Annotated in this window: 23 protein-coding genes and 1 pseudogene; 9 read left to right on the top strand and 15 right to left on the bottom strand. The window is 60.9% G+C overall.

Annotated elements, in window-relative coordinates:
• Positions 1-47: 47 nt before the first annotated feature.
• Positions 48-1,295 carry a TIGR03862 family flavoprotein gene (locus AB4N43_RS20835; RefSeq protein ID WP_460151906.1) on the top strand — a complete coding sequence of 416 codons (1,248 nt, stop codon included), beginning with the start codon at positions 48-50 and terminating at the stop codon, positions 1,293-1,295.
• A gap of 62 nt (positions 1,296-1,357) precedes the next feature.
• On the opposite strand, the gene AB4N43_RS20830 is transcribed toward AB4N43_RS20835, so the two are convergent.
• Positions 1,358-2,692, bottom strand: coding sequence for a DEAD/DEAH box helicase (locus tag AB4N43_RS20830; protein ID WP_460151905.1), 1,335 nt, complete (start codon positions 2,690-2,692; stop codon positions 1,358-1,360).
• 78 nt (positions 2,693-2,770) lie between these two features.
• A pseudogene (yedA, locus tag AB4N43_RS20825) lies at positions 2,771-3,696 on the bottom strand (drug/metabolite exporter YedA).
• 163 nt (positions 3,697-3,859) lie between these two features.
• On the opposite strand from yedA, the gene AB4N43_RS20820 reads away from it, so the two are divergent.
• A complete protein-coding gene (locus AB4N43_RS20820; RefSeq protein WP_027924256.1) occupies positions 3,860-4,318 on the top strand; it encodes an Lrp/AsnC family transcriptional regulator in 459 nt (152 codons plus the stop codon).
• Between the two features lie 123 nt (positions 4,319-4,441).
• On the opposite strand, the gene AB4N43_RS20815 is transcribed toward AB4N43_RS20820, so the two are convergent.
• From AB4N43_RS20815 to AB4N43_RS20805, 3 genes are all read right to left on the bottom strand, one after another.
• Positions 4,442-5,053 carry a 3'-5' exonuclease gene (locus AB4N43_RS20815; RefSeq protein WP_027924257.1) on the bottom strand — a complete coding sequence of 204 codons (612 nt, stop codon included), beginning with the start codon at positions 5,051-5,053 and terminating at the stop codon, positions 4,442-4,444.
• A gap of 22 nt (positions 5,054-5,075) precedes the next feature.
• Entirely contained in the window at positions 5,076-5,555 is a 480-nt protein-coding gene (locus AB4N43_RS20810; RefSeq protein WP_007990686.1) for a LabA-like NYN domain-containing protein, read from the bottom strand.
• Between the two features lie 138 nt (positions 5,556-5,693).
• Positions 5,694-6,458 carry a DUF2076 domain-containing protein gene (locus AB4N43_RS20805; protein ID WP_027924258.1) on the bottom strand — a complete coding sequence of 255 codons (765 nt, stop codon included), beginning with the start codon at positions 6,456-6,458 and terminating at the stop codon, positions 5,694-5,696.
• Between the two features lie 179 nt (positions 6,459-6,637).
• Here AB4N43_RS20805 and AB4N43_RS20800 point away from each other — a divergent pair, with 179 nt between their 5' ends.
• Positions 6,638-7,312, top strand: coding sequence for a YciC family protein (locus tag AB4N43_RS20800; protein ID WP_027924259.1), 675 nt, complete (start codon positions 6,638-6,640; stop codon positions 7,310-7,312).
• A gap of 66 nt (positions 7,313-7,378) precedes the next feature.
• A complete protein-coding gene (locus tag AB4N43_RS20795) occupies positions 7,379-8,455 on the top strand; it encodes an endonuclease/exonuclease/phosphatase family protein (protein WP_460151904.1) in 1,077 nt (358 codons plus the stop codon).
• Between the two features lie 122 nt (positions 8,456-8,577).
• Here AB4N43_RS20795 and AB4N43_RS20790 read toward each other — a convergent pair whose 3' ends face one another.
• From AB4N43_RS20790 to AB4N43_RS20770, 5 genes are all read right to left on the bottom strand, one after another.
• Positions 8,578-9,414, bottom strand: coding sequence for an ABC transporter ATP-binding protein (locus AB4N43_RS20790; RefSeq protein ID WP_027924261.1), 837 nt, complete (start codon positions 9,412-9,414; stop codon positions 8,578-8,580).
• Positions 9,402-10,205: an ABC transporter permease gene (locus AB4N43_RS20785; protein WP_027924262.1), complete on the bottom strand. Its 804-nt coding sequence runs from the start codon at positions 10,203-10,205 to the stop codon at positions 9,402-9,404. The genes AB4N43_RS20790 and AB4N43_RS20785 overlap by 13 nt, the downstream gene beginning before the upstream one ends.
• Positions 10,206-10,214: 9 nt before the next feature.
• Positions 10,215-11,201 (bottom strand): ABC transporter substrate-binding protein, encoded by a 987-nt coding sequence (locus tag AB4N43_RS20780; RefSeq protein ID WP_027924263.1) that lies wholly within the window; start codon positions 11,199-11,201, stop codon positions 10,215-10,217.
• Between the two features lie 394 nt (positions 11,202-11,595).
• Positions 11,596-12,966, bottom strand: coding sequence for an aspartate aminotransferase family protein (locus AB4N43_RS20775; RefSeq protein ID WP_059182109.1), 1,371 nt, complete (start codon positions 12,964-12,966; stop codon positions 11,596-11,598).
• Between the two features lie 31 nt (positions 12,967-12,997).
• A complete protein-coding gene (locus tag AB4N43_RS20770; protein WP_460151903.1) occupies positions 12,998-14,491 on the bottom strand; it encodes an aldehyde dehydrogenase in 1,494 nt (497 codons plus the stop codon).
• 225 nt (positions 14,492-14,716) lie between these two features.
• Between AB4N43_RS20770 and AB4N43_RS20765 the strand changes: the two genes are divergently transcribed.
• Positions 14,717-15,637, top strand: coding sequence for a LysR substrate-binding domain-containing protein (locus tag AB4N43_RS20765; protein WP_027924266.1), 921 nt, complete (start codon positions 14,717-14,719; stop codon positions 15,635-15,637).
• 170 nt (positions 15,638-15,807) lie between these two features.
• Here the strand turns inward: AB4N43_RS20765 and hrpB are convergent, their stop codons facing one another.
• The gene (gene hrpB, locus AB4N43_RS20760) at positions 15,808-18,324 is read right to left on the bottom strand and encodes an ATP-dependent helicase HrpB (protein ID WP_460151902.1); all 2,517 of its coding nucleotides are present in this window, start codon (positions 18,322-18,324) and stop codon (positions 15,808-15,810) included.
• A 361-nt stretch (positions 18,325-18,685) separates the two neighbouring features.
• On the opposite strand from hrpB, the gene AB4N43_RS20755 reads away from it, so the two are divergent.
• Both AB4N43_RS20755 and AB4N43_RS20750 read left to right on the top strand, forming a co-directional pair.
• Positions 18,686-19,105, top strand: a complete 420-nt coding sequence (locus tag AB4N43_RS20755; RefSeq protein WP_027924268.1) for a hypothetical protein — start codon at positions 18,686-18,688, stop codon at positions 19,103-19,105.
• 29 nt (positions 19,106-19,134) lie between these two features.
• The gene (locus tag AB4N43_RS20750; protein WP_027924269.1) at positions 19,135-20,040 is read left to right on the top strand and encodes a cation diffusion facilitator family transporter; all 906 of its coding nucleotides are present in this window, start codon (positions 19,135-19,137) and stop codon (positions 20,038-20,040) included.
• Here the strand turns inward: AB4N43_RS20750 and AB4N43_RS20745 are convergent.
• Positions 20,025-21,089: a DUF6515 family protein gene (locus tag AB4N43_RS20745; protein WP_027924270.1), complete on the bottom strand. Its 1,065-nt coding sequence runs from the start codon at positions 21,087-21,089 to the stop codon at positions 20,025-20,027. The two genes, AB4N43_RS20750 and AB4N43_RS20745, sit on opposite strands and share 16 nt — an antisense overlap.
• 435 nt (positions 21,090-21,524) lie before the next feature.
• Between AB4N43_RS20745 and AB4N43_RS20740 the strand changes: the two genes are divergently transcribed.
• Positions 21,525-22,004, top strand: a complete 480-nt coding sequence (locus AB4N43_RS20740) for an Lrp/AsnC family transcriptional regulator (RefSeq protein WP_007894448.1) — start codon at positions 21,525-21,527, stop codon at positions 22,002-22,004.
• A gap of 200 nt (positions 22,005-22,204) precedes the next feature.
• Complete coding sequence (locus tag AB4N43_RS20735; protein WP_027924271.1) at positions 22,205-22,414, top strand: DUF2788 domain-containing protein; 210 nt, start codon at positions 22,205-22,207, stop codon at positions 22,412-22,414.
• Here the strand turns inward: AB4N43_RS20735 and AB4N43_RS20730 are convergent.
• The 3 genes from AB4N43_RS20730 to AB4N43_RS20720 form a co-directional block, all read right to left on the bottom strand.
• Positions 22,409-23,044: a pseudouridine synthase gene (locus tag AB4N43_RS20730; protein WP_027924272.1), complete on the bottom strand. Its 636-nt coding sequence runs from the start codon at positions 23,042-23,044 to the stop codon at positions 22,409-22,411. The genes AB4N43_RS20735 and AB4N43_RS20730 overlap by 6 nt on opposite strands.
• Positions 23,045-23,112: 68 nt before the next feature.
• Positions 23,113-24,612 carry an AMP nucleosidase gene (amn, locus tag AB4N43_RS20725; RefSeq protein WP_172825928.1) on the bottom strand — a complete coding sequence of 500 codons (1,500 nt, stop codon included), beginning with the start codon at positions 24,610-24,612 and terminating at the stop codon, positions 23,113-23,115.
• 104 nt (positions 24,613-24,716) lie between these two features.
• On the bottom strand, positions 24,717-26,366 hold the full coding sequence (locus AB4N43_RS20720) for an acyl-CoA dehydrogenase family protein (RefSeq protein ID WP_027924274.1): 1,650 nt from the start codon (positions 26,364-26,366) through the stop codon (positions 24,717-24,719).
• Positions 26,367-26,407: the final 41 nt, after the last annotated feature.

The following is a 26,407-nucleotide window of genomic DNA, read 5'->3' as shown; positions in this document are numbered from 1 at the left end:
GTGCTGGTAGAATGCGCCGCTTATCCCGCCAAACCGCAGCGCACTCCATGACCCGATCCTCCACCGCCCTCCCCCCTCACGTCGCCATCATCGGTGGTGGCCCCGCCGGCCTGATGGCGGCTGAAGTGTTGAGCCAGGCCGGGATCAAGGTCGACCTGTACGACGGCATGCCCTCGGTGGGCCGCAAATTCCTGCTGGCCGGGGTTGGCGGCATGAACATCACCCACTCCGAAGCCTACCCGGCGTTTCTCTCGCGTTACGCCGAGCGCGCGCCACAGATTGCACCGCTACTGCGCGCCTTTGGCGCCGACGCGCTGTGCCAGTGGATTCATGACCTGGGCATCGAAACTTTTGTCGGCAGTTCCGGCCGGGTGTTCCCGACCGACATGAAAGCCGCGCCCTTGCTGCGTGCCTGGCTCAAACGCCTGCGCGACGCTGGCGTAGTTATCCACACCCGCCACCGCTGGCTCGGCTGGAATGCCGACGGCAGCCTGAAACTGTCGAGCCCCGACGGTGAAAAAAGCCTGACACCGGACGCCACCCTGCTGGCCCTCGGCGGCGGCAGTTGGTCGCGGCTCGGTTCGGATGGCGCGTGGAGGCTGCCGCTGGAACAACGCGGTGTAGGACTTGCGCCGTTGCAACCGAGTAATTGCGGCTTCGAGGTGCAGGCCTGGAGCGAATTGATGGTCAGTAAATTCGCCGGCGCGCCGCTGAAAAACATCGCTATCGGCCTCAATGACGACGTGCCGCGGCTCGGGGAATGCGTGATCACCGCGACCGGGATTGAAGGCAGTCTGATTTACGCCTTGTCGGCTCCGATCCGTGAGGCGATCAACCTCAACGGTTCCGCGACCATTCATCTGGACCTGCTGCCGGGCAAGCCTGTGGATAAAGTGCAGGCCGCGCTGAGCAAACCTCGCGGTTCACGCTCGATGTCCAAACACCTGCACAGTCAGCTGGGCCTTGATGGCGTGAAAGCCGCGTTGCTGCGCGAGCTGACACCGGCCGATTGCTTCAGCGACCCGGCGTTGCTGGCCAAAGCGATCAAGGCACTGCCGCTGACGCTGGTGAAAACCCGCCCGCTGGACGAAGCCATCAGCAGCGCCGGTGGTGTGACGTTCGAGTCGATGGATGAACGCTTGATGCTCAAGCAATTGCCTGGCGTGTTTTGCGCGGGGGAGATGCTGGATTGGGAAGCGCCGACGGGCGGCTATCTGCTGACCGCGTGTTTCGCCAGTGGGCGTGCGGCGGGGATGGGGATGGTGGAATGGCTCAGAAGCAGCGCCAAGTTTTAGCTACAAGCTGCAAGTTAATGGCTTTTAACTTGCAGCTTGTAGCTTGCAACTTATAGCTGCTGTTAAGGCTTACGCTTGCGCGGTCCAGTGTTGAACACCGGCACTTTACGCACTGGCTTGATCGAAGGCTCCGGCGCCGAAGCATCCCCGCTCTCGACCCACTTGCCCAAATTGCGTTTACCGCCACTGGAAGTCTTCGGTTTCTTCGGCTTTTTCGGTTTTTTCACCACCTGACCGCTGGCATCGGTGTCCGGCACGCGGTGCTCAGGTTCGAAGTCATGCTCCATCTGCCGAGGCAAAGTCTGACGGGTCAACGTCTCGATGGCCGACAGCAGATTCACTTCATCGGCGCACACCAGCGAAATCGCCTGCCCGGTGTTACCCGCACGGCCGGTACGCCCGATGCGGTGGATGTAATCCTCGGCCACGATCGGCAGGTCGAAGTTGACCACCAGCGGCAAATCTTCGATGTCCAGACCACGGGCCGCGACGTCAGTGGCGACCAGGATCTGCACTTCACTGGCCTTGAAACGGTCCAGTGCGCGCTGACGCGTCGCCTGCGGTTTGTCGCCGTGGATGCCGTCGGCATTGATGCCCAGGCCCTGGAGTTTTTCCACCAGCGCGTCGACACCGTTGCGGGTCTTGGCGAACACCAGCACCTGCTTCCATTTGCTTTTACGCAGCAAGTGAACGAACAGTTCCGGCTTGCGCTTCTTGTCGACCGTCACTACCCACTGCTTAACCGTGTTGGCCGCCACGTTACGCGGGCTGACTTCGATGCTCAGCGGATCGTTGAGCATCTGCCCGGCCAGGGTGCGGATCGCATCGGAGAACGTCGCCGAGAACAACAGCGTCTGGCGCTTCTTCGGCAGCGCCTTGTAAATGTTGCCCAGTTCCTCGGAAAAGCCCAGATCGAGCATACGATCGGCTTCGTCGAGCACCAGGGTTTGCAGCTGATTGAACTTGAGCGCGTTCTGGCGAAACAGGTCGAGCAAACGGCCCGGCGTGGCCACCAGCAGGTCGACGCCTTTGCGCAGCTTCATCATTTGCGGGTTGATGCTGACGCCGCCGTACACCGCATAAGTGCTCAGTGGCAGGTTCTCGGCGTACTGACGCACGGCTTCGTGGACTTGCTCCGCCAGTTCGCGGGTCGGCACCAGAATCAGTGCGCGCACCGAGTTGGCGGTGACTTTCGGCCCTTCCATGGCCAGCAATTGCAGGAGCGGCAACGCGAAACCGGCGGTCTTGCCAGTGCCGGTCTGGGCCGCAGCCATCAGGTCGCGACCGGCCAGCACCGCCGGAATGGCTTGCGCCTGAACCGGCGTCGGGGTCTGGTAGCCGAGCGTCTCGAGAGAGTGCAGCAAGGGTTCGATCAGGCCAAGGGTGGCGAAAGTCATGGGATTACCGTAGGAAAATTCAGCGCGGGTTTTTCAAAACAAGTGTGCAAAACAAGATGCAATGGCGCGCAGTTTACCCTAATTCACACGGGATTCTGTCGGCGCGACTACAGCCGTCTGCACAGGCGCCCGACGCCACTGTGGCAATCCGATCAACACCACAGCGCTGATGATCACCAGCATCGCCAGCCCTTCTTCGATTCCTATGGTCTCGCCCACAAACACAATCCCCAGCAATACCGCGACGGCCGGGTTGACGTAGGCATAACTGGTCGCCGCCGCGGGACGCACGTTTTTCAACAGGTACATGTAAGCGTTGAACGCGATGATCGAGCCGAAGAACGTCAGATACGCCAGGGCAGCCCAGCCTTCAATCGGCGGCATGGCTTGCAGATGCTCGCCGCTCACGACACTGCCGATCAGCAGCGCCACGCCGCCGACCAGCATTTCCACTGCGCTGGCCATCGCCCCCGCTGGCAACGGCACGTGTTTGCTCCAGACCGAACCGAACGCCCAGGAGGCCGCCGCGAACACCAGCAACAGCGCGCCCAACGGGCTCGACTGCAGGTTCGAACCGAGATTCAACATGGCAATGCCGATCAGCCCGAGCGCAATCCCGGCCCATTCGAGACGGGTATTTCGCGCCCCCAGAAATAGCCGAACAACAAAGTAAACAAGGGCACCGTCGCCACCGCCAATGCCGCCACACCGGAGGCCACCCCCATGTGTTCGGCGACACTGACGCCGCCGTTACCGCAGGCGAGCAACAAGATCCCGATCATGCCGGCCGCTTTCCACTGCGCCCACGTCGGTGCCGGCGCCCCACGCCAGCGCAGGAAGGCGTACATCAACGTCCCGGCGAGCACAAAACGGATTCCGGCGAGCAGCAACGGCGGCCAGTACTCAACGCCGATGCGGATCACCAGATAGGTCGAGCCCCAAATCACGTACAACGCGAAAAAGGCAGCGATCAAGGGTAAGGGAAAACGACGTAAGCCAGGCATGGGCAGCTCGATGACAGAACAATGTGAACAGCTATTCTAGAAAGGCCAAACGCTAAAAATAAGTTACAAAACCTGTTTATAGCGCCGGTACACTTTTCAAAACACGGAGATCAGCGCTATAAACCATGCTTTCGAAAGTCAGTCATTTTCAAGGTGTACGCCGATGGATAAATACGACCGCATGCTCCTCAGCGCCCTGCTGGAAAACGGTCGTGCGTCCTACGCCGACCTCGCGCGCAAGGTCAACCTGTCCGCCCCGGCCGTGGCCGAACGCGTGGCCAAGCTGGAAGCCAGCGGCGTGATTACCGGTTACCAGGCGAAAGTCGACATGGCCAAGCTCGGTTTGCCAATCCAGTGCGTGATCGAACTGCGCCTGAACCAGCACGGCAATCAAAAGGCCTACGACGACTTGATCAAAATCCCGCAATTGACCGAATGCCACCGGGTGACCGGCGATCCGTGCGTGATCATGCAAGCGGCAGTGGGCTCGATGCCGGAGCTGGAGGAGTTGATCAACCGGATTGCCAAGTTCGGGTTCAGCAAGACGTCGATTGTGCTGTCGAGTGCGATAGAGAAGCGCGTGCCGTTGGGGCACATCGAAGGCAATGGCAAAACAATCTAAAGCTGCAGGAGATCCCTTCCAGGAGCGAGCCTGCTCGCGATGGCGTCGTGTCAGCCGACATCAATGTAGCTGGAACACCGCAATCGGGAGCAGGCTCATTCCTACAGAGGGTTTGCGGTGGTATTAGAAGCCGCGATGGCGCTTGAGGTGTTCGTTGATCTTCGCCGCCGGCACTTTCTGCAAGCCGCACAGCAAATCATGGGACAACTCGCGCAAGCCATGCTTGCGCCGCAACTCTTCCATCAAATGCGTCGTCAGATTCGCCGCCATCTCCGCGTCAGCCATCGCCCGGTGAGCCTTGCCGGTATCGGGCAAGTTGGCGAACGTGGTGAGGGTGCCGAGCTTGTGATTGGGCGCTGCCGGCATCAGCCGACGGGCCAATAGCAGCGAGCAGGCAAAGTTCTGCAAACGCGTGCGCTTGATCCGCCCCAGCTCAAAGTCCCAGAACTTCTGGTCGAACGCCGCGTTGTGCGCCAGCAACGGCGTGATGCCGACGAACTCATTAACCTCGTTCATCACCTGCTCGGCCGACGGCGCGGTGCGCAGCATGGCATTGCTGATGCCGGTGAGTTGCTCGATGAAAGCCGGCACGCGCACGCCGGCGTTCATCAGGCTTTGGTAACGCTCGACGATGCGCCCCTGTTCAAGAATCACCACGGCAATTTCCGTGGCCCGGCAGCTGCTGCTCGGGGAGATCCCGGTGGTTTCAAAGTCGATGACTGCTATGCGTTCCAAACCTGTTTCAACTCCGTAAAAATCAATTCTTGAGCAGCAACGCGCCTTCGATCGGCACGTAGCGGCTGGCGGCGCGGATCAGCGAGTTGGCCGTGAGGCCCGGCACGCCGTAAGCCACCGCTTGCACCCCGTGCTTGCTGATGATGCGTTCCAGCAACATGTCGAAATCACCGTCACCGGAGGCCAGCACGATTTCGTCGACGTGATCGGCGGCGTCCATGATGTCGAGGGTGATGCCCACGTCCCAGTCGCCCTTGGCCGAACCGTCGCTGCGCTGGATGTAGGGCTTGAGCTTCACGGTGAAGCCGAGGTTGCGCAGGATCTGCTGAAACTGCTGCTGTTTGCTGTCGCCACGATCGATCGCATAGGCGTAGGCCTCGACGATCTCGCCCTGTTTGCTGATGTCAGCCCACAGCGCGGCGTAGTTGAAGTGGCAACCATAGGCCTGACGCACGGTGTAATAGAGGTTTTGGACATCGGCGAACACTGCGATTTTTTTCACCGCGGGTTTCCTCTTGGCGCACAGGCGCGCAGGCGAGATCAGGCACCTGGCCCGAAAAGTCGCCCAGTATGCCAGCCCGAAGGATTGTTCCGCGAATAATCGCCCCGGGGCACGGTCGCGCCCCGGACGAATGGCGTCTTAGACGAAGGAATCGTCGTCATCGCCGCCGAAAAATGACGAGCTGTCATCGCTGTAATCAGTGTCGGCAAAACCGCCCTGATCATTGGTGCTGTTGTCAGCCATACGCTGGTCATCGCCCCAACCGCCGTTGCTCTGGTCATTGACCTGCGCCGGCTCTTCCTTGATCACTTCAACCACTTCCGGCTGTTGATTGTGATGGAACAGGCTGCTGATGCCTTGTGCCAGCATCACGCCACCCGCGACACCGGCCGCGGTCTTCAACGCGCCACCGAGAAAACTGCTGCCCGCCGCCGGAGCTTGTTGCTGCGGGGCGTAGTTTTGTTGGGGCGGCGCGGCACCAAAATTCTGCTGCGGTGGCTGTGAATTGAACGATGGCCGTGCCGGTTCACGCCAGCCGCCCGTGGACGATGGGGCGCTCTGGGTCGGTGCGGGCTGTGGATCGCGGGCACTGCCACCGAAGATGCTCGACAAAAAGCCACCACCGCTTGGCGCCGGGGCCGCTGTCTGTGCCTTGGCCGCTTGCAGTTCGGCCTGCAATTGCTGCACTTGCTGGGTCAGTTGCTTGTTCTGTTCGTCAAGGCTCTTGATGGCAGCTTCCTGAACCAGGATCGCCTGGGTCATGAAATAGCCGGCCGCAGGCTGGCGAGTCAGGTGTTCCTTGATCCGCGCCTCAGCCAGGGCATCGCGCGGGGCTGAGTCCGTTTCGGCCTGTTGCAGCCGGGAAAACAGTCCATCGATCAGGGTTTGTTCTTCGCTGTTCATGGCGACCTCGTAGATTGCCGGGGAAAATCGTTGTCCTTTTCCAAAGAGGATAAGGTGCTCGACCTTAATGGAGGCTGAAACAAGTTGTTTCAATGAGCTTTACCTAACGTTTACGTTTGCGCCCCCAAGGGTTTGATCGGTTAAAGTGGACCACTGCTTCCAACCTGCGATACCGACTGATGAATCCGTTCGATGTACTGCGTGACTCCTTGTATTTCTTCAAACGCAATCTGGGGCAGATCGTGCAACTGTGCCTGCCGCTGGTGATCTTCGAGGCGCTGCTGCAACAAATTGTCGACCACTCCACCGAGCCGGACAGTTTTCCCGGCGTCAGTGTCATCGTCGGCTTGCTGGTTTATCCGCTGTACACCGCGGCCCTGATCCTGTTTCTCGACGCCCGCAGCCGCGGTGAATCGCCGCGCAACCGTGACCTGCTGACACGTTCGGCGTACCTGTGGCCGCGCTTCGCCCTGCTCACGGCACTTAACACCCTGTTGATCCTGCTCGGTCTGTCGCTGTACTTCCTGCCCGGTATCTATCTGATGGTGACCCTGGCCTTCGGCGAGTACCTGCTGGTGTTGCGTGGCATGGCCCCATTGGCGGCCATGAAAGAAAGCCTGCGCCTGACCCGCGGCCATTTCATGCGCATTCTGGTGTGCATCCTGTGTGTGATGGGTCCGCTTTGGGTGCTCAAGGGCGCCACCCTCGCGGTGTACCCGGACCCGCAAAACCCGGTGATTTCCCTGCTGATCGACAGCGCCCACAGCTTCCTGCAACTGTTCACCAGCGTGGTGTTGTTCCGCTTGTTCATGCTGATCGGCGATACGCCCGAGAAGATTGAGGGGCCGCTCTGACCGTGGGCTTCGGCTCCGGTCTCGGTTATGCTCGGGGCCACCTTTTGTAACGCTATAAGCCGAGCCATGACCCGTCTACTGCGCTACACCCTGCTGAGCCTGTTGATCGTGACCGGCGTGATCGCATTGCTGATTTACAACCTGACCTGGCGCCCCGACCCCAAGGAAGTGCTGCCGGTCAGTTGCACGACTCAAGCGCCCACCCTGGTACCCGGTCAGGCATTAAAAGTGATGACCTGGAACGTTCAGTACCTGGCGGGTAAACGCTATGTGTTCTGGAACGACCTCGCGCAGGGCGCCGATGAAAACCCCACCCCCGAAGACATGGCCTTCAGCCTCGACGAAGTGGCGCGGGTGATACGCGACGAAAACCCCGACATCGTGTTGTTGCAGGAGCTCGATGACAACGCCAAGACCAGCGATTACCAACACCAGTTCAAACTGCTGCAAGAGCGGGTCGCCGACCTGTATCCGTGCAGCGCTTACGCCTTCGACTGGAAGGCAGACTTCGTGCCGGATCCGCATATCTTCGGTAGCGTCGGCCGGCAACTAGCGACGCTCAGCCGCTACCAGATCGAACATGCCGAACGCCTGCAACTGCCGGTCGCATCAGCCAACCTGATCAGCCGCCAGTTCAAACCGAAAAACGCCTTGTTGGTGTCTTACCTGCCGTTCAACGACGGCGGTCAGATGGCGGTACTCAACACCCACCTGGACCGCCTCATCCAGCCCGACGAAACCCTGCAAGCCCAAGTAACGGCTGTTGCCAAGGTCCTCGACAAATTCGAAGGCCGTGGCACGCCGTGGTTGATCGGTGGCGATTTCAATCTGTTGCCGCTCGGGCAGTTTCGCCGACTGCCCGAGGAACAACGCACGCCCTACTCGGCCGACAGCGCGCTGCATGTGCTGTGGGACAAGTACCCGATGATCCCGACCAACAACGAAGCCAGCGGCGCTGATCGGGCCCAGTGGTTGACGCATTACCCGAATGACCCCGGCTTGAGCGGCCCGGACCGCACGGTTGATTACCTGTTCTACAGCCCGCGCCTCAAGCGGGTCGAGGCGATGGTGAGGCAGGACGATACGTTGCGCATCTCTGATCACTTGCCGGTGATTGCGCGGTTCCTGCTACCTGCCAACTGACAATACAAAACCTGTGGGAGCGAGCTTGCTCGCGATGACGTCGTGTCAGTCGAGATCAATGTAGCTGGAACACCGCAATCGCGAGCAGGCTCACTCCTACAGGGATGGGTGCAGGGCCGGCGTTAATGCACCTCTTCCAGGTCGTCATGCAATAGCCCGAAGATCTTGCGCTTCATGTCGATGAACGAGCGCTCCATGACCATGTCCAGGGTCCGTGGGCGTTCGATCGGCACATCCAGAATCTGCTTGATCCGCCCAGGCCTGGCGCCCATCACGTAGACCCGATCGCCGAGCAAAACCGCCTCGTCGATATCGTGGGTCACGAACAACACGGTCTTCTTGCTGTTGCCCCAGACCCGCAACAACAGCTGTTGCATTTGCAGGCGCGTCTGGCTGTCGAGCGCACCGAAAGGTTCGTCCATCAGCAGGATCTGCGGATCATTGGCCAGCGCGCGGGCAATCGCCACACGCTGCATCATGCCGCCGGACAGCTGCTTGGCGTAGTTATCGGCAAACCCGCTCAGGCCCACTTCATTGACGTAGTAGTCAACGATCTCCTTGCGCTGGGCAGCCGCCATGCCGCGACGCTTGAGGCCGAATTCGACGTTCTGGCGCACGGTCAGCCACGGGAACAGCGTATAGCTCTGGAACACCATGCCGCGGTCAGCACCCGGCCCCTGCACTTGCTGGCCACCGACGTAGATCTCGCCCTCGGTGGGTTCGTTGAGGCCGGCGGTGAGGTACAGCAAACTCGACTTGCCGCACCCCGAAGGTCCGACCAGCACGGCGAATTGTTGGTCCGGCACCTCGAACGATACCTGCTCCAGCGCAGTGAACATGCCGCCGTCAGGTTTCTGATAGCGCAGGCTGACCTTGTCCACTTGCAGCCTTGGAGCGGCCTGCACCGGGGCGGCCGAGGGTGTGACGAAGCGAGGGTTGACGGCGCTTACTGAGCCCATGCGGCGATCCTCAGACGTAGGAAACGGAACAGCTGATCGGTGACCAGGCCCAACAGGCCGATGATCGCGATTGCCAGGAAAATCACATCCACTTGAAAGCCACGCATGGCTTTAAGGCTCAAGTAACCCAGGCCACTGGAAGCGGCGACCAGTTCGGCAACCACCAGGTAGGTCCAGGCCCAGCCCATGGTTACGCGCAAGGTGTCGAGCACACCCGGTAAAGAGGCCGGGGCGATCACATGCAGCACCGCGTCGCGACGGGTCGAGCCCAAGGTGTAGGACGCGTTGATCAAATCCTTGGAGATGCCTTTGGACACGTCCGCGATCATCACCAGTTGCTGGAAGAACACACCGAAGATGATCACCGAGACCCGCTGCTCCAGGCCGATCCCGATCCACAGAATGAACAGCGGCACGAACGAGGTGACCGGCAGGTAGCGGATGAAATTGACCATCGGCTCAAGGAACGCCTGGACGATACGGAAGCTGCCCATCAGCAACCCCAGCGGCACCGCCACCAGCGACGAGACAATGAAACCGACCATCACCACTTCGAGACTGGCCCACACATGCAGGCCAAGGGTGCCGTCGCGGCCCAGGCGTACGGCGGCTTCGGCCACCGCACCCGGTGTCGGCAGGAACATGCCCGGTACCACACCGCCATAGGACAATCCCGCCCACAGGCCGATCAACAATACCCAGGCCAAGCCGCTTGCGCTCCAGATCACCTGCACCGGCAGGCCGGTCTTGGGCGTGATGCAGCGGCTCAGCCATGAATTGCGCTTGAACATGCAAACCTCCTACAGCGGGGTGACGAAACGGTTGTCGATCAAATCGTCATTGCTGACGTTGTAGGGTTTGCCCTGCAATTCACTGGCGGTTTCATTGGCCAGTTTGATCAGCGGTTCGCTGTCGCCCGGCTTGCCTGGCGAGCCGAGGAGTTTTTCGCTCATGGCCTGATCGTAGAAGCGCACGCCTTGCGCGGCGGCGGCCAGTTCCTTCGGATCGGCGAGGTAACCACCAACGCCTTTGGCCATGATTTTGTAGGCTTCCTGCGGATGGTCCTTGGTGTACTGGACCGCTTTGTACAGACCGGCGACCAGGGCCTTGACGTCTTCCGGCTGCTTTTCGATGACGGCGCAGTTGAGTGCGACCACATCGACAATCACGCCCGGCGTGCTGCTACTGTCGATCAGCACCTTGCCCTGTTTCTTGTCACGCACCATCGACAGATGCGGCTCCCATGTCACGGCGGCCGGCACCCGACCGGCGATGAACGCGGTAGCCGCATCGTCGGCTGTCATGTTCTGCACGGTGATGTCGCTCATGGTCATGCCGTGTTTCTTCAGCAAATACGACAACCAGAACTGCGAGGTCGACCCTTCGTTCACCGCCACCGCTTTGCCTTTGAGCTCCTGCAGACTCTTGACGTCCTTGCCCACCAGCACGCCGTCGCCACCATGGCTGTCATCCAGCGCGGCCACAGCCTTGAAGCAGAATTGCGGACGGTATTTCAGCACTTCGTCGATGGTCGACGCCGAGCCCGACAACTCGCCCGAGGCCTGCGCGGCCATGTACATCGAAGCCTCTTCGACGACGGGCAATTCGACGGTCAAGCCGTTTTCCTTGAAGTAGCCCAGGTCCTGAGCCAGGTAGAGGGTGCCGTAGCCGACCCAGGTGGTGTGACCGATAGAGAGGGTGCCGGCCTGGGCGCTGGTGGCGACCGTGGCGGCGATGGCGGTGATCGCCAATGGATGAGCGATGCGGGTTAGCAAGGACTTGATCATGGAGCACTCCCAAAGCTGTTGATTTAGTTTTGATGGGCAGTACGGCCAGCGGCCCTGGACATCAGCTGTCACCTCAGGTCTCTGATGGACCTTGTGGCGGGCAGCATCGGGCTGACTGGCGAAGTCGATGTTGGCCCAGTGCGGGGAGAAGGAAAATTAGGAAATATGTCGAGGCGAATGATGAAAAAGCTGTGTAGCGCGCACCGCGAAAGAGCGCTGTGGGCGGGGACGCCCGAGGTGGGTGCACGATTGGAAAACGGTAGTGAATGGACGATAGCTATCGCGGGCAAGCCCGCGCCCACAGGTCCCGTGTCATGCCCGGATTACGAGGCCGACACAATTCCTGTGGGAACGGGCTTGCCCGCGATAAGGTCCGAAGGACCTTCCGACACTCTTAGAGTCGGCCGTATTCCTGAGCAGTACGATCCACTGCTTTCAGGGTCTTGCCCACCAGCTCATCAATCTCCTCACGACTGGCAATCAACGCCGGCGCCATGATCATCCGCCCCAGCGTCGAACGAATAATCACCCCCTCTTCAAAGCCAATCGTGCGGCAACGCCACGCAATGTCGTTCTCGTTGGCAAAGCGCTTGCGGCTGGTTTTGTCCTCGGCCAATTGCAGCGCCGCGACCATGCCGACACCCTGAATATCCCCCACCAACGGGTGATTGCCGAACACCTCGCGCAAGCACTGTTGCAGGTACGGGCCGATGTCATCCTTGACCCGCGTCACCACGCCCTCATCACGCAACGCCTTGAGGTTGGCAATCGCCACCGCCGCCGCTACCGGGTGCCCGGAATACGTCAGGCCGTGGGCAAACACCCCACCTTGTTCCACCAGCACGGTGGCCATTTTCTTCGACAGAATCAGCCCGCCCATCGGGATGTAACCGGAGGTCAAACCCTTGGCAATCGACAGCGTGTCCGGCTCGAAACCGAAGTATTCGTGGGCGAACCATTCGCCAGTGCGACCGAAGCCGCCGATCACTTCATCAGCGCACAGCAGCACGTCGTACTTGCGGCAGATGCGCTGGATTTGCGGCCAGTAACTCTCTGGCGGAAAGATCATCCCGCCCGCCCCCTGGAACGGTTCGGCAATGAAGCCGGCGACCTTGTCCGCGCCCAGTTCGAGAATCTTTGCTTCCAGTTGCTGCGCTGCCCGCAGGCCAAATTCGGCCGGGGTCAGGTCGCCTTCGTGGGCGAAAAAGTACGGCTCGTCGATGTGCTCGATATCGGGAATCATGCCGCCCATTTCGTGCATGAACTTCATGCCACCGAGCGCCGTCGCGGCCAGGGTCGAGCCGTGGTAACCGTTCCAGCGACCGATCATGATTTTCTTCTCGGGCTTGCCGAGAATCGTCCAGTAACGCCGCACGGTGCGGATCAGCACCTCATTGGCCTCAGACCCGGAGTTGGTGTAGATCGCGTGGCTGTAGTGCCCCGGCAGCAGGCTGAACAACAGCTCCGACAGCTCAATCACCTGCGGGTGAGTGGTGTGGAAAAACATGTTGTAGTACGGCAGTTGCTCAAGTTGCCGAGTCGCTGCCGCCGCCAGGTCTTTGCGACCGTAACCGAGGTTGGTGCACCACAACCCGGACATGCCGTCGAGGTAGCGCCGACCGTCGTTGTCCCACAGATGCAGGCGTTCGCCACGAACCATCACCCGGGGTCCTTCGTCATTGAGTGCCTTCTGATCGACGAATGCATGGATGTGGTGCGCAGCGTCGGCGGCCTGGTAGTCGCGGGTTTCACGTGGTGTGGTCATCGCCAGTTCTCCGTTTTGTTGTTAGCGGCTGTTATGAGCGCAGCTGAAACCAGGTGGTCTTCAACTGGGTGTATTTATCGAATGAATGCAGCGACAAGTCACGGCCGAAACCGGACTGTTTGCCGCCGCCGAAAGGCACGGTCACGTCGAGTGCATCAACGCTGTTGACCGATACGGTCCCCGCTCGCAATTGCCGCGCCACACGGTGGGCGCGATTGAGGTCATCGGTCCACAGCGACGCAGCCAAACCGTAGACGCTGTCGTTGGCCAGTTGCAAAGCGTTGGCCTCGTCATCGAATGCGGTAACCGCCAGCACCGGGCCGAATACTTCGTCGCGAAACAGCGGCATGTCCGGGGTCACGCCGGTGAAAATCGTCGGCTGAATGAAGTTGTCAGAGCCGTTGAAAATCGACTGCCGGCCACCGCACACTTTTGTCGCGCCCTGGCGTTCCGCTTGCTGGATGAACTTCATGATGCGCGCGGTCTGGCGGCTGTCGACAATCGCCCCGGCGCCGCTCGACGGGTCCAGTGGATCGCCCGGCAGCCAGCGTTCCGCGTGCGCCATGAGGCGTTCGACGAACTCGTCATGAATCGAGCGTTGCACTAGCAATCGCGAATTCGCCGAGCAGACTTCGCCCTGATTGAAGAAGATCCCGAACGCGGCTTTTTCAGCGGCCAGATCGAGGTCCTGACAATCGGCGAACACCAGGTTCGCGCTCTTGCCGCCGCACTCCAGCCATACCTGCTTGAGGTTCGACTGCGCAGAATATTGCATGAAGTATTTGCCGACTTCGGTAGAGCCGGTGAACACCAGACAATCCACATCCGGGTGCAAACCGAGGGCTTTGCCGGTCTGCTCGCCGAGGCCCGGCAGCACGTTCAATACACCTGCTGGCAAACCCGCTTCCAGCGCCAGTTCAGCCAGACGCAGGGCGGAAAACGGTGATTGTTCGGCGGGCTTCAGAATCACCGAGTTGCCGGCGGCCAGGGCCGGTGCGAGTTTCCACGCGGCCATGTCCAGCGGGAAATTCCACGGCACCACGGCCGCGACCACACCGAGGGCTTCACGGGTGATGGTCGCCAGTACGTTTTGCGCGCTGGGGGCGATCTGGTCGTAGAGTTTGTCGAGGCTTTCGGCGTACCAGCGAAACACCCCGGCCGCGCCCGGCACGTCGATGTTGTAGGCGTCCATCACCGGTTTGCCCATGTTCAGCGAATCAAGCAGAGCCAGTTCTTCGCAATTGACCATGATCAGGTCAGCCAGGCGCAGCAGCACCTGTTTGCGCTCACCGGGCGAACGCGCCGACCAGGTGCCGGCTTCAAATACCTGCCGCGCATTGCTGACGGCAGCGTTGACCTCTTCATCGCCACACGCAGTCACGTTGGCCAGGCATTGCCCGGTGGCCGGGTTGATCGCGACGAATGTCTGGCCGGACTGCGCCGAACGGCGTTTACCGTCGATCACGGCCTGGTCGGGAAACTGCAGCGCTGCGGCTTTGTTTTGCCAATATGCAAGCTCGAACACGTTCAGATGCTCCAAGGGCTTTTCTTGTGATTGGATGGTGGCCCAGCCCCGTGTCCACGAAAAATAGTAAAAATGTTTTCGCAGACCATGAAAAAACTGGGCAGCCAACCTCCCCCGTGGCGCGGTATGTGGTTATTGTTCAAGCACAACAACACCGTCGTCAGAACGGACGCAGTCGGCGCGAATATTGCCTGGATGTCTGGATCATCCACCCCGAGGTTTGCCGTGGCTGCCTACAACTTGCGTCAACTGAAATACTTCATCACCACCGTCGAATGCGGCAGCGTCGCCGAGGCTTCGCGCAAGCTGTACATCGCCCAGCCGGCGATTTCCACGGCGATCAAAGGCCTGGAAGACAGCTTCGGCGTGCAACTGCTGATCCGTCATCACGCCCAAGGCGTGTCCTTGACGCCGAGCGGCGCGCGCTTCTACCGCAAGGCCCAGGAGCTGTTGCGCATGGCCAAGGAGTTCGAACAGAACGCCTTGGCCGACAATGACGTGGTATCGGGACAGATCGACATCGGCTGCTTCGAAACGGTCGCGCCGCTGTACTTGCCGCAATTGATTGCCGGATTCTCGGCGCTGTATCCGGGGGTGAAAATCCGCATTCGCGACGGCGAGCAACAAGAGCTGGTGCAAGGCCTGACGTCGGGCACCTTCGACCTGGCGATCCTGTACGAACACGACCTCGACGCCACCATCCAGACCGAACCGTTGATGCCGGCGCAGCGACCCTATGCGTTGCTGCCGGCAGACCATCGCTTTGCCCAACTCAAGCAGGTATCGCTGCGCGACCTGTGCCTGGAGCCGATGATTCTGCTGGACGTGCAACCGAGCCGGACGTACTTCGTCAGCCTGTTCGAGGAATTGAACCTGTCGCCGAACATTGCCTTCAGCTCACCCTCGATCGAGATGGTCCGGGGCATGGTCGGGCAAGGGTTCGGCTTTTCGATCCTGGTGACGCGGCCGCATTCGGAATGCACTTACGACGGGCAGAAAGTGGTGTGCGTGGACATCGTCGAAGAGGTCACTGGTTCGGGATTGGTGGCGGCATGGTTGAAGCGCGGGCAACTGACCAAACCCGCGCAGTTGTTTGCCGACTATTGCCGGGAGCAACTCACTGCCAAGGCCGGCGCAAGCACATGAGCCAAGTGAAATCCTGTGGCGAGGGAGCTGGCTCCCGTTCGACTGCGCAGCAGTCGCATCTCCATTGCATGCGGTGTATCTGACACATTCAGGCGGCCGACTATGGGGCCGCTTCGTGGCCCAACGGGAGCAAGCTCCCTCGCCACAGTTTTTGTGTTCTACCCCAAGAGTTACTTGCGGGGTTTGATCCGAGCGGTGGCTTCGGCCACCAATGGATCATCCGGCCAGTAATGCTTCGGGTACCGCCCCTTCAAATCCTTCTTCACCTCGGCATAGGTGCTGCGCCAGAAGCTCGCCAGGTCCTGAGTTACCTGTACCGGCCGCCGCGCAGGTGACAGCAGATGCAGCTTGATCACTTGCCGGCCACCGGCAATGCGCGGGGTCTCGGCCAGGCCGAACAGTTCCTGCAAACGCACCGCCAGAATCGGCGGCTGCTCGCTGTAATCCAGACGAATCGACGACCCCGACGGCACGCTCAGATGATGCGGCGCCAGCTCATCGAGCCGTTGCGGCAGCGGCCACGGCAGCAAGTTATGGACGATGCTCGACAGGTCCAGGTTGGCAAAGTGGCTGAGCCGCGAGACTTTGCCCAGATACGGCATCAGCCAATGTTCAAGGCTTTTGAGCAGCGCAGCATCGCTGACGTCCGGCCATTCACTTTCGCCCTTCCCGGCCATATCCAACTGACGCAACAAGGCCACCCGCGCCTGCCACTGACGCAGCTCCGGAGTCCACGGCAACAGCTCCAGCCCTTTGCGCCGGACCAGATTGACCAACGCCTGACTGCGCGCAGTTTCATCGAGACCGGTCAACGGTTCGCGGCTCAGGATCAGTTCACCGACCTTGCGCTGACGTTCGGCGCGCAACACACCTTCGCGCTCATCCCAATCCAGTTGATCGACGATGCGCACTTGCTCGGCGAGCACCGAGTCGAACAGCGCCGGATCGAAATCCGCCGCCAGATAAATCCTTTCCTCCCGCTGGCCCTGACGACTGCCGAGATCGGCAATCACCAGCCATGCCTGTTTCATCAGGCTGTCAGCCTCGGCGAACAACGCGGCGCGGCCGTTGGCCAAGCGGTATTCCGCCCCCCCGGCACGGCGCTGCTGGGCAACACGGTCGGGATAAGCCAGCGCCAGCAGTGCGCCGAGCCAGCGCGGATGATCCGGATCGCTGACCGGCTCCGAGGCTTTGCCACGCAGATAACCACGATATTGCCGCGCCAGTTGCCGGGCCCGTTGAACGCCACCTTGAGCACCGCGCGCGGCACGTTCTTCGCCGGACAACAGCACCAAGCGACTGTGCAGATCGGCACCCGCGCCGCGCAAGATATCGCGTTCACCCAGCAATGCCGCGACATCGCAGGCCATGTCGGCCAAGCCGAGCGCCTGGCCGCGTAACAACAAATGCGCGATACGCGGATGCGCCGGCAGTTCGGCCATGGCCTGACCGTGTCGGGTCAGCGCTTCACCGTCCAATGCGCCCAGTCGATCCAGCAAGTCCTGAGCCTGGGCATAGGCGGCGGCCGGCGGGACATCCAGCCAAACCAACTGACCCGGCGTCACGCCCCAGCGACCGAGTTGCAACGCCAGGCCGGCGAGGTCCGCCGAGAGAATTTCCGCACTGGCGTAGGCCGCCAGTTGTTCATGCTGATCCTGTGACCACAAGCGATAACACACCCCCGGCTCCAAGCGCCCTGCCCGGCCCGCGCGTTGCGTGGCGCTGGCCTTGGAGATGCGTTGGGTGTCGAGGCGGGTCATGCCGCTGCCGGGGTCGAAACGCGGTACCCGCGCCAACCCCGCGTCGATCACCACGCGCACGCCATCGATGGTCAGGCTGGTCTCGGCGATGTTGGTTGCCAGCACCACTTTGCGAAAGCCTGCCGGCGCTGGATCAATCGCCGCGCGTTGGGCATTCAGGTCCAGTTCGCCGTGCAGCGGGCACAGCAGCACCTGCGGGCTATCGCCCAAGGCATCAGCCAATTGTTGATGGACCCGACGGATTTCCGCTTGTCCCGGCAGGAACACCAGAAGGCTGCCGGTTTCATCGTTCAAGGCCTCAAGGATGGTCTGCACCACTCGCGGCTCGATGAACTCACCGGGCTGGAACGGCCGCCCCCAACGCATCGCCACCGGGTACATGCGACCTTCGCTGCGCAGAATTGGCGCATCGTCGAGCAACCCGGCCAGGCGTTCGCCCTCCAGGGTTGCCGACATCAGCAGGATTTTCAGCGGCTGATCGTCGCGAAACAGCTCCCGGCCATTCAGGCTCAGGGCCAACGCCAGGTCGGCGTCGAGGCTGCGCTCGTGGAATTCATCGAAGATCAGCAGGCCAACGCCTTCCAGCGCCGGGTCGTCCTGCAAGCGCCGCGTGAGGATGCCTTCGGTGACCACTTCGATACGGGTCTTGGGCCCGACTTTGCTGTCGAGGCGAATGCGATACCCGACCGTTTCGCCAACCTTCTCACCCATTTCACTGGCCAGCCGCTCCGCCGCCGCCCGTGCTGCCAACCGGCGCGGTTCAAGCATCAGAATGGTCTGCCCGGCCAGCCAGGCCTCGTTGAGCAAGGCCAATGGAACACGGGTGGTCTTACCGGCGCCGGGCGGTGCTTCGAGCACGGCTTCGTGGCGTATCGCCAAGGCGTCACGCAGCGCGGGTAAAACTTCATCAATCGGCAAAGAAATCATGCTGGCTCCCCAGGGCATGCCCACAGTAAATTGTGAGTCACGTTGAAGCTGTGGACGTTCCAGGCAAGGCGCGGGACGCAGGTAAGGGTCGTTTCCTTGCCAAGTCCCGCAACGCAGCATGGCGCGTCCACAGCTTCAGCCCGGAGGGCCGAACCCCGAAAAACTTCATCAGCCGTTGCGCGTTGCCGATCTGAAAAAAACAACATCAATCCTCAACTATCCCAATGGGGGTGAGACGCGGCCGCAATTTACTGTGGGCACGCCCTGCCGGCGCGAGTATAACGGCGAACTGCCAGGCGTTCGTAAGGGTCCTAATTCATACCGACGCCTTTTCGTTTTGAAATTACCCAGGAGATTTCATATGCGTGTTCCCTTTCGCCTGATTGGCGGTGTGTTGGTTGCAACCCTGCTCACCCAAGTGACCGCTTGCGGCTCGATTTTCTACCCCGACCGCCGTGGGCAAATCGACGGCAAGATTGACCCGGCCATCGCCGCGCTGGATGCCGTGGGCCTGTTGTTCTACATCATCCCCGGCCTGATCGCGTTTGCGGTCGACTTCGCCACCGGCGCGATTTACTTCGAGCCTGGCAAGACGGCTCAGGTCGATCCGGAGAAGCTCAAGGAAGCGATCGGAGCGGACGGCAAGGTCGATAACCACAAGTTGCAGACTATTCTCGAAACTGAACTGGGCCGCAGCTTCCCGCTGGACGACCCACGCCTGATCCAACACAAAGGCAGCACCCAGCAACTGGCCCTGCTCGGCCTGCAACCCGCCGCGTAATCGGTGCACCAAAAGGAAAAGCTGCCCCTATGATTTCCAGCTCCGAACATGCCCGCCTGCTGCGGCTGGCGACCCGTGCCTCGGTGGCGGTGGCGTGTACGCTGATCGTCGCCAAGGCCATCGCCTGGTGGTTGAGCGGCTCGGTGAGCATGCTCGCCGGGTTGACCGACTCGACGCTCGACGGCGTCACGTCGCTGCTCAACCTGCTGGCAGTGCATTACGCCTTGCGCCCGGCCGATGACGACCATCGTTACGGGCATGGCAAGGCCGAGTCGCTGGCGGGCATGGCCCAGGCGTTGTTCATTGGCGGCAGTGCGGTGTTGATTTCCATGCAGGCGATTGACCGGCTGCAACACCCGGAGCCGGTCGGCGCGCCGTGGATCAGCATCGGGGTGATCGTGTTTTCCCTGGTGCTGACACTGGCGTTGCTGATGGTGCAGCATCGCGTGGTCAAGGCCACCGGCTCCAACGCGGTGCGTGCAGACTCGCTGCATTACCGCTCGGACCTGCTGCTCAATGGCAGCATTCTGGTGGCGCTGGTGCTGGCCGGGTTTGGCTGGCATCAGGTCGACCCGTGGTTCGGTCTGGGGATTGCCGCGTACATTCTCTGGAGCGCGATTCAGATCGCTCGGGAAAGCTTCACGGTGTTGATGGATGCAGAACTGCCACCGGATGTCAGTCAGCACATGCTGGAACTGGCGTGCAGCGTGCCGGGTGTTCTGGGGGCGCATGATTTGCGTACACGGATTTCCGGTAACCAGTGGTTCGTGCAACTGCACCTGGAATTGCCGGGGGATTTGACGCTTTCAGTTGCCCACGGCATCAGCGATCAAGCCGCCGATGCCATCCACGCCGCCTACCCGCGAGCCGAAGTGCTGGTGCACGCCGACCCGCAGGAAGTGGCGTTGGCCACCAGGACTCAGAAAGAAACCTGATAGCCGCGACTACTGAGGCAATTGCCCTGGGCCTGGCGGTAGGCTTGCACCACCGAAGGATCCGGTTGGTAGGTGGCGGTTCTTGGATCGAAGCCGCTTTGCTGCACCGCGTATTGATAGCACTCGTAGCCGTCCTGACTGACTTGCTCCGGTGACTGACCGTTGGCGGGATAGGCCGTGACGTCATAACCATTGCTCGTCGGCTGAGGCTGCGCTTGCACGGGCGGTTCGACCACGACGTAGTCCTGAGTGCTTTCCTGATAGGCGTAATACGAGCCTGCGGCCAGGAACAACAACGCTCCGCCAATCCATACTTCACGGGCGTAATCGGGCAAGTAACTCACACGAATCCCGCGCGGCGGCTGCACCACCACGTAACGCGGGCCTTGCGGGCGATACCAGTAGCCGCCGGAATAGAAGTAATCCCGACCGCCGTAAGGCACGCGGTAATCGCGATCCGGGAAACGATCGATCACCTGACCGGGCCGATACTGCGGACCGGGTCCCCAACCGTTGCCGTGACCATTCGGGCGCCCTGCCCAGTAATGATCATTGGGGTGTGCGCCCATACCGCCGGTTTGCCACTGCTGGTTGTATCCGTTGTTGCGCGGATTGTCCTGATAGTACCCACGCTGCGGCTGCTGGGTCTGGCGCACGGTATCGGGCCGGCCCTGAATCGGCAGGTCATTGGCGGGTAATTGCGGCGGCGGTGGCGGCGAGCGAACCGGGTTGTTGTAGTCGTGCTGCGGTCGTGGCTGGTTCTGGTTCTGCCATTGACCGTTGTTTTGGTTTTGGCCGTTATGTTCAAACTGGCGGCTGTTTTCGCCACGAATGATCTCGTTGTTCTGCGGACGGGGCTGATTATTCTGCTCATTGTTCTGCGGGCGTTGCTGATTGTTGCCATGCCCCTGACCGTTGCCCTGATGGCCATCCGGCCCATGCTGCCCGCCATCGTTTCCACGGTTTTGCTGATCATCGGCCAGCGATTGTGCAGCGACACCAACACACAGCAAACCAACACCGGCCAAACGCCAGATGCGCGACTTCATGCTTTTCCTCACTGCGGGTTAGGGCCTGTACGTAAGACTGGAAAAGCACAGACCGGTTCTGCAACAGGTTATCAGTCGCGAAACTTATTTATTGAGGGCAGAAGAGAAATCGCGGGCAAAAGAAAAGGGAGACCCGTCGGCCTCCCTTTGAGAACTTCGTCCGTGCTCGACGCTTATGACGCCGGCTCACCTCACGCCGTCTTCTGGACAGTGTGTAGCTCGGGGGCCGGCACATCCCCGGTGGGGGTGGCGGCCGCGACTGGCCTGATTGGGCGAGTCGCTGTGGACTGTTTGTCCGAGCAGTGATTCTGGTGATAAGGATAGGCCTGAGGCGCCGGCAGAGGATTGCTAAGATTGCTCAAATAAACATCACTTGCGCAATTTTTAACCCTGGATAGATAATCTGCCGCAATAGTTACGACAAAGGCCTGATTGATGAGCAAACTCGACCGATACGACCTGAGCATTTTGGCGGAATTGCAGCGTGACGCGCGCATCTCCAACCAGGAACTGGCCGAACGCATTGGCCTGTCGCCTTCGCCATGCTCGCGCCGGGTCAAGCAGCTGGAAGACGACGGCTACATCACCCGTCAGGTCGCCCTGCTCGACCGCAAAATGCTCGGTTTGAGCCTGACGGCCTACGTGCTGATCGGCATGGACCGACACACACCCGAGCGGTTCGAAAACTTTGAAGCGGCGATTCGTACCTTGCCGCAGGTGCTGGAATGCAGCCTGGTGACGGGGATGGATGCGGATTATCAGTTGAAGGTGGTGGTGCCCGATATGGATCACTATCAGAAACTGCTGCTGGGGCACCTGACCCGGATTGAAGGGGTGACGAGTGTGCGGTCGAGTTTTGTATTGAATCAGGTGCTCAATAGCACTGAATTACCGCTGACTCATTTGCGCAGCTGAGGACGCCATCGCGAGCAAGCTCGCTCCCACACTGGATCTTCTGAGCACCAAAGATCCCCTGTGGGAGCGAGCTTGCTCGCGATAGGGCCGGCACAAGCGACGAATGACTGCGACACACCGACGCAGGTCAATACATCGCCAATCCCCCGTGGCGTATACTCGCCGCGCCCTTTTAGCCGCGCCTGCGCTGGAGATGTTCGATGGATCCTGCAGTATTTGAAGAGTGGATGATGACGGGCCTTGTCAGCATCCTGATCATTTTCATGGGTTTCATCGTCTGGGATCTGGCGAAGAAGTCCAAGGCCGGGCGCTTTGGCTCGATGATTCTGTTCTTTGTGCTGGGTCTGGGCGTGGCCGCGTTCGTGATCAAAAGCGTGGTGATCGGCCTGATCGAATCCGGCACGTTATAAACGCGCCGGTACTTCTTTCCACTGGCCCTGATCGAGCCCTTCGATCGTCCAGTCGCCGATTCTGACCCGCACCAGCCGCAATGTCGGCAAGCCGACCGCCGCCGTCATGCGCCGCACCTGACGGTTTCGCCCCTCACGAATCACCAATTCCAGCCAACTCGTGGGTACGCTTTTGCGAAAGCGCACCGGCGGGTTGCGTGGCCACAGCTCCGGTTCTTCAAGCTGCCGCGCCTCGGCCGGCAGCGTCATGCCGTCGTTCAGTTCAACGCCATCACGCAAACGCTGCAATTGCTCGGCACTCGGCTCGCCTTCCACCTGCACCCAATAGGTCTTGGCCAGTTTGTGTTTCGGGTCGGCGATCCGCGCCTGGAGCTGGCCATCGTTGGTCAGCAGCAGCAAGCCTTCACTGTCGCGGTCCAGCCGTCCTGCCGGGTAGATTCCGGGAATCTCGATGTAATCCTTGAGCGTCGCCCGCCCTTCGCCGTCGCTGAATTGGGTCAACACGTCGAACGGTTTGTTGAACAGGATCAGCTTCGGCTCGGCCGGCGGCGCCTTGGCGACACGGCGCGGGGCTGAGGATGGTGTATTCGCGCCAGGACGGCGAGGAGCGGGACGTGGTGGACGGGGCATGGGGAAAGAAACATCTAACGGTCAGGGCTGCTAATGCTAGTGCTCTGACCGTTAAATGACCATGACTGTTAGCGGAACGGTGGCTCGTCGAAGCTGCGCAGTTTGCGCGAATGCAGCGAGTTGAGTTCGGTGCGCAACAGGTCCACCGCTTCGATGCCGATCTTCAAGTGCTGGCTGACCGCGCGCTCATAGAAGGCGTTGGCCGAGCCCGGCAGCTTGATTTCGCTGTGCAACGGTTTGTCCGAGACACACAGCAACGTGCCGTAAGGCACCCGCAAACGATAGCCCTGGGCGGCGATAGTGCCGCTTTCCATGTCCACTGCGACAGCGCGCGACAGGTTGATCAACGGACGCTCCTGCGCCCAGCGCAATTCCCAGTTACGGTCGTCATACGTCAATACCGTGCCGGTACGCAGGCGTTTCTTCAGCTCGTCGCCTTTTTCGCCGGTGATGTTGGCCGCCGCTTGCTGCAACGCCATCTGCACTTCAGCCAGGGCCGGAATCGGAATGTTCGGCGGCACGACCCGGTCGAGAATCCCGTCGCGGCGCATATAAGCGTGCGCCAGCACGTAGTCGCCAATGGTCTGGGACTGACGCAAGCCACCGCAGTGGCCGATCATCAGCCAGCAATGCGGACGCAACACCGCCAGGTGGTCGGTGATGTTCTTGGCGTTGGACGGGCCGACGCCGATGTTCACCAGCGTCACGCCGTGGCCATCGCTGGCGATCAGGTGATAGGCCGGCATTTGGTAACGGTGCCAGACCACGCCCGCAGCAATCGCCGAGGCTTCGCCGTGGTCCATGCTTTTTTCGATGATGACGTTGCCGGGCAAGATCATGCGCACAAAACGCGGGTCGCTGCGCAATTGCTCCAGGCCATGGACGATGAACTGGTCAACGTAGCGGTGGTAGTTGGTCAGCAGGATCCACGGCTGCACATGACGCCAGTCACTGCCGGTGTAATGCACCAGTCGACGCAGGGAAAAGTCCACCCGCGCGGCGTCGAACAGCGCCAGCGGCAGCGGGTCGGTGTTTTCCCAATCGTACAAACCATCGGCAATGCCATCGGTGGCGGCCGACAAATCGGTGCTCGGGAACACCCGCGCCAGCACCGCAGCGGTCACGCCGGAGCCGGCCAGTTCATCGCCCTGCTCGACCACGTACGGATAAGGAATGTTTTGCTGGCTGACGCCGACTTCGACGGTCACGGTGAAGTCGTGCATCAATGGCACGAGTTGTTCCAGCAGGTATTTACGGAAAGCGGCCGGATGGGTGACGGTGACGCTGTAGGTCCCCGGCAGTTGAACCTTGGCGTAGGCACGCGTGGTCTGCGGGACTTCGCCTTGGCAGTGATAGGTCAGACGCAGTTCAGGATAACGAAACATCGCACGCTGTTCGGCGTCCGGCTCGACACGATCCTTGAGGTAACGCTTGAGCGCCTGGTTCAGCGCGGTGGTTGCACGATTGTGCAAGAGCGCAAGCCGGTCCACGGCTTGCTCGGCGGTTTGAACGACAATAAAAGCTTCGGTCACGATCAGCATCCTGTGTTCTGACTTGCAGACCTTCATCTTGCCTGCATCGTCGCTTCACGGGAACAGTGGAATGTTGCCAGTACAGCAATTCTCAGACACCACTGAACCTGTGGGAGCGGGCTCAGTGGTGTTCATCGCGCTCAGAAACCTTGCGGGGTTGCGCGGGCGACAATCGCTTCCACTTCCAGCCCTCGCGGCAACGCGCCATACACCCGCCCGGCCGAGCCTAGCCGACTGGCAATAAACGCATCACTGACCGCCGAATTGCCGGCCTCCAGCAACAGTTTGGCCTGGAGCCCCAATGCAATATCTTCGGTGAGTTGCCGCGCGCGGTACTGAATGTCGCTGGTGTCCTTGAATGCCGCCTGCAACTGGCTGATGTGCGCGGCCAGGCGTTTGTCGCCATGACCATCGCCCAGTTCGCTGAACAACACATCCAGCACACCCGGTTCCTTCGACAAAGCGCGCAACACATCCAGGCACTGCACGTTGCCGGAACCTTCCCACGTCGAATTGACCGGCGCCTCTCTATACAGGCGCGGCAGGATGCTTTCTTCGACATACCCGGCGCCGCCCATGCATTCGGCGGCTTCATTGATCATCGCGGGCGCTCGTTTGCAGATCCAGTATTTACCCACTGCCGTTACCAGTCGGGCGAATTTCGCTTCATGGCTGTCGTCCAGATGATCCAGCGCCTTGCCCATGCGCAGGCTCAACGCGAGGGCGGCTTCGCTTTCCAGCGCCAGATCGGCGAGCACGTTTTGCATCAACGGTTGTTCGCTGAGCCGCTTGCCGCCAACGCTGCGGTGCGCGCAGTGATGGCTGGCCTGGGTCAGCGCCTGACGCATCAGCGCGCTGGAACCGACCATGCAATCGAAGCGGGTCATGGCAACCATCTCGATGATGGTCGGCACGCCACGTCCTTCTTCGCCGATCATCCACGCCAGTGCCCCACGGAATTCCACTTCGCTGGAGGCGTTCGAGCAATTGCCCAGTTTGTTTTTCAGGCGCTGGATGTAGAACTGATTGCGCGTGTCGTCGGGGCGATGGCGCGGCAGCAGGAAACAGGTCAAACCCTTATCGGTCTGCGCCAGGGTCAGGAACGCATCGCACATCGGCGCCGAACAGAACCACTTGTGTCCCACCAGTTCGTAAGCCTGGCCCGGGCCGCTGGCGCCGACCGGATAGGCCTTGGTGGTGTTAGCGCGCACATCGGTGCCGCCCTGCTTCTCAGTCATGGCCATGCCGATGGTCACACCGGCCTTGTGGGCCATGCCGACATTGCGCGGGTCGTATTCGGTCGAGAGGATTTTCGGCAGCCACTGCTCGGCCAGATCCGGTTGCAGGCGCATCGCCGGGACGCTGGCGAAGGTCATGGTCAATGGGCAACCGCTGCCGGCCTCGGCCTGGCTGTGCAAGTAACTCATGGACGCGCGGGCCACATGGGCACCGGACTGTGGATGCGCCCAGGGCAACGACGTCAGCCCGTGCTCGACGGCAGTGCGCATCAATTGGTGATAGGCCGGGTGGAATTCCACCAGATCGATGCGATGGCCATAACGGTCATGGCTGACGAATACCGGTTTGTTCTGATTGGCGAGGAACCCGGCCTCCATCAGCGACCCGCCGGCCAGTGCGCCATAGGCGTCGATCCGCGACTCGGCCCAACCGGCCCCGAACCGTCGCGACCACTCCTGCAACGGCAGGTCGATGCGGTAGAGGTTAGTGCCGTCCAGCGACGGTGGCTGGTTGGTGACTTCGTGGGTTTCGGCGAACTGATGCAGGTTCATGACGGGGCTCCTTTGGGTCAGCCAAGGGATTCAGTTAAGCA

The organism is Pseudomonas sp. S2_B07 (genome assembly GCF_054668435.1).
This window is presented reverse-complemented; position numbering and strand designations above follow the sequence as displayed.